Origin of the sequence: Testudinibacter sp. 'clade 2' (genome assembly GCF_006227735.1) — a bacterium.
GTDB lineage: Bacteria > Pseudomonadota > Gammaproteobacteria > Enterobacterales > Pasteurellaceae > Chelonobacter.
Genome location: NZ_VDHB01000192.1, coordinates 1 through 2,121 on the forward strand (window position 1 = coordinate 1; position 2,121 = coordinate 2,121).

Sequence of the window (2,121 nt, forward strand, 5' to 3'; positions counted from 1 at the left end):
GCCCGGCATTGAAAAAATAATCCAGTTGGACTTTGGTCGGCTCGATGGCATCAAACCCAGCCGCTTGTGCCGCCTGAATATAAGTGCGTAAATTCGCGCGGCCGACCACCGAGCTTTGCAGCGAAAGTGCATTGGCTTTCATAGAAACTCCTTATGTGCTTGATTATCTGATGGTTATCATATCGACTTATAAGGCTTGAAACAATCGGATTTCGGACTTAAACTATCAAAAAACCGACAAATGCCATTCCATAAAAGCAAGCTCACTGCGTTGGCTCGCCTTGTTATCTTGCTTTTCTGGAATGGCATTATTTATCAGAAAGGGGAATTTATGGGACTCAGCCAATGCGGATTAAACCTCAACCGCCGCCAGCAGGAAATGCAGCCGCACGGCACGGAAGCCTTTCCCTGTGCCGCTTATTTTGCCCATTACGGCGTGGAAACCGATGCCGTGATTCCGTGGCATTGGCATGAAGAAATTGAAATTCTGTATGTGAAAAGCGGGGTGTTGAATGTACAAATTCCGACCAAACAATTTCGCCTGAGCCAAGGCGAAGGCTTTGTCATCAACAGCAACGTGCCGCATTACGCCAGCGCCGATCCCGACTGCGAATTGCAATCGCTGCTGTTCCACAGCCGCCTGATTAGCGGCGCTGCCGAATCGGTATTCGCCGACAAATACCTCGCACCCTTATTGGATTGCAGTATTTTTGACGGCTGCACGCTCAATGAGGTTTCCGCAGACAGCCCCGCGCATTTCCGGCAAGCCTTTGAGGCGTTGGCAGACGAACCGTTCGGCTTCGAATTTGCCGCCCGCCACCACCTTTCCGCCTTGTGTTTGGCCTTATACCAACGTTTCCAACACAAATTCGCCGCCGATAACGACAAACAAAACCAAGACAACCGCCGCATCCGCAAAATGCTGGATTATATCCATGGCCATTTTGTGCAAGACATCAAACTTGCCGACATCGCAGCGGCCGCCGACATCGGCGAGCGGGAAAGCCTGCGCTGCTTCCAACGCACGCTGCAAACCTCGCCGATGCAATACCTGCTGAAATACCGCGCCAACCACGCCGCCGACCTGTTGGCAAACCAACCCGCCAAAAGCATTGCCTTGATAGCGGCAGAATCCGGCTTCGACAGCCCGAGCCATTTCGCCCAGATATTCAAACGCTTTTACAACCGCACGCCGAGGGAGTATCGCAAAGCGGCGGGGTGAGGTTTTTTTAAAAACAAAGACTGCCTGAAAACATTTTTCAGACGGCCTTGGATTCAAAGTGCGGTCATCACCGCCCAAGCTACCATTTCGCTAATATAGTGGCCAACGCCTGCGCCACTTTATCCGCCATTTCTGCCGCCGTGCCTTGCCTGCCGCGCCGTATCCATTCGTCGAGCGCGCCGAAGCACACGCCCATATTCAGGGAGTGGTGATAGGCGGTGTCGTTGTCCGATTCGGGCTTTGCGCCGCAACACTCACGGATAAAAGCCAAAAAAATATGCGACAAATCATTTTGATACAGCAAATCCACGATATCACCTTTTTGTTCCACAAAGGCAAAAATGGCCATGAATAATTCCCGGTGGTTGGTTAATTGCCCGCTTTGGGCGGTGCGGTAAAAATGCTGTTCGATATCGCCGCGCAAAGCTTTGATTAAAATATCTTCTTTGCTGCTGAAATTGCGGTAAAACGACACCCGGCTCACCCCGGCGGTTTGGGTGATTTGGGTGATGGTGATGGCGTGAAAATCATAGCGTGCCATCAACTCAATCAGGGCTTGGTTGATGCGGTTTTTGATGATTTGGTTTAATGTGGGTTTGCTCATGTTACAAATCTGCCAATGTGTTTCAGTTTTGATTTTTTGCTTGTTTGGGTGCGCTGCAATCATTAGAATTCGCATTGTTACAGATGTATCACTTTTTAACAAGCTTTTTTAAATCATGATGTTGGAAGGATTTTTTATGCAAATGATCAGCCGTTTTTTGATGATGTTCGCCCTTGTCGGCAGCCTGGCTGGCTGCGGCAGTATGGATAGACAGCAACGCAATATGGTTGTCGGGGCGGTGATCGGCGGGGCGGCGGGGCATTTGATCGGCGGTGATATCGGCGCAACATTGGGC

General features: G+C 50.4%; 3 protein-coding genes. 2 read left to right on the forward strand and 1 reads right to left on the reverse strand.

The genetic code is table 11. The features are described from left to right. Positions 1 to 331: 331 nt before the first annotated feature. Positions 332 to 1,222 (forward strand): AraC family transcriptional regulator, encoded by an 891-nt coding sequence (locus tag FHQ30_RS12375; protein WP_139610954.1) that lies wholly within the window; start codon positions 332 to 334, stop codon positions 1,220 to 1,222. A gap of 79 nt (positions 1,223 to 1,301) precedes the next feature. Here the strand turns inward: FHQ30_RS12375 and FHQ30_RS12380 are convergent, their stop codons facing one another. Next, entirely contained in the window at positions 1,302 to 1,826 is a 525-nt protein-coding gene (locus FHQ30_RS12380; RefSeq protein WP_267963790.1) for a TetR/AcrR family transcriptional regulator, read from the reverse strand. Between the two features lie 142 nt (positions 1,827 to 1,968). Here FHQ30_RS12380 and FHQ30_RS13310 point away from each other — a divergent pair. Continuing rightward, positions 1,969 to 2,121, forward strand: a 153-nt coding sequence (locus tag FHQ30_RS13310) for a YMGG-like glycine zipper-containing protein (RefSeq protein WP_500692268.1), incomplete at its 3' end; no start/stop codon positions are given.

Excerpts from the sequence above, each read along its gene's own strand:
- FHQ30_RS12375 (WP_139610954.1), top strand. The coding sequence starts at position 332 with ATGGGACTCAGCCAATGCGGATTAAACCTCAACCGCCGCCAGCAGGAA.
- FHQ30_RS12380 (WP_267963790.1), bottom strand. The coding sequence starts at position 1,826 with ATGAGCAAACCCACATTAAACCAAATCATCAAAAACCGCATCAACCAA.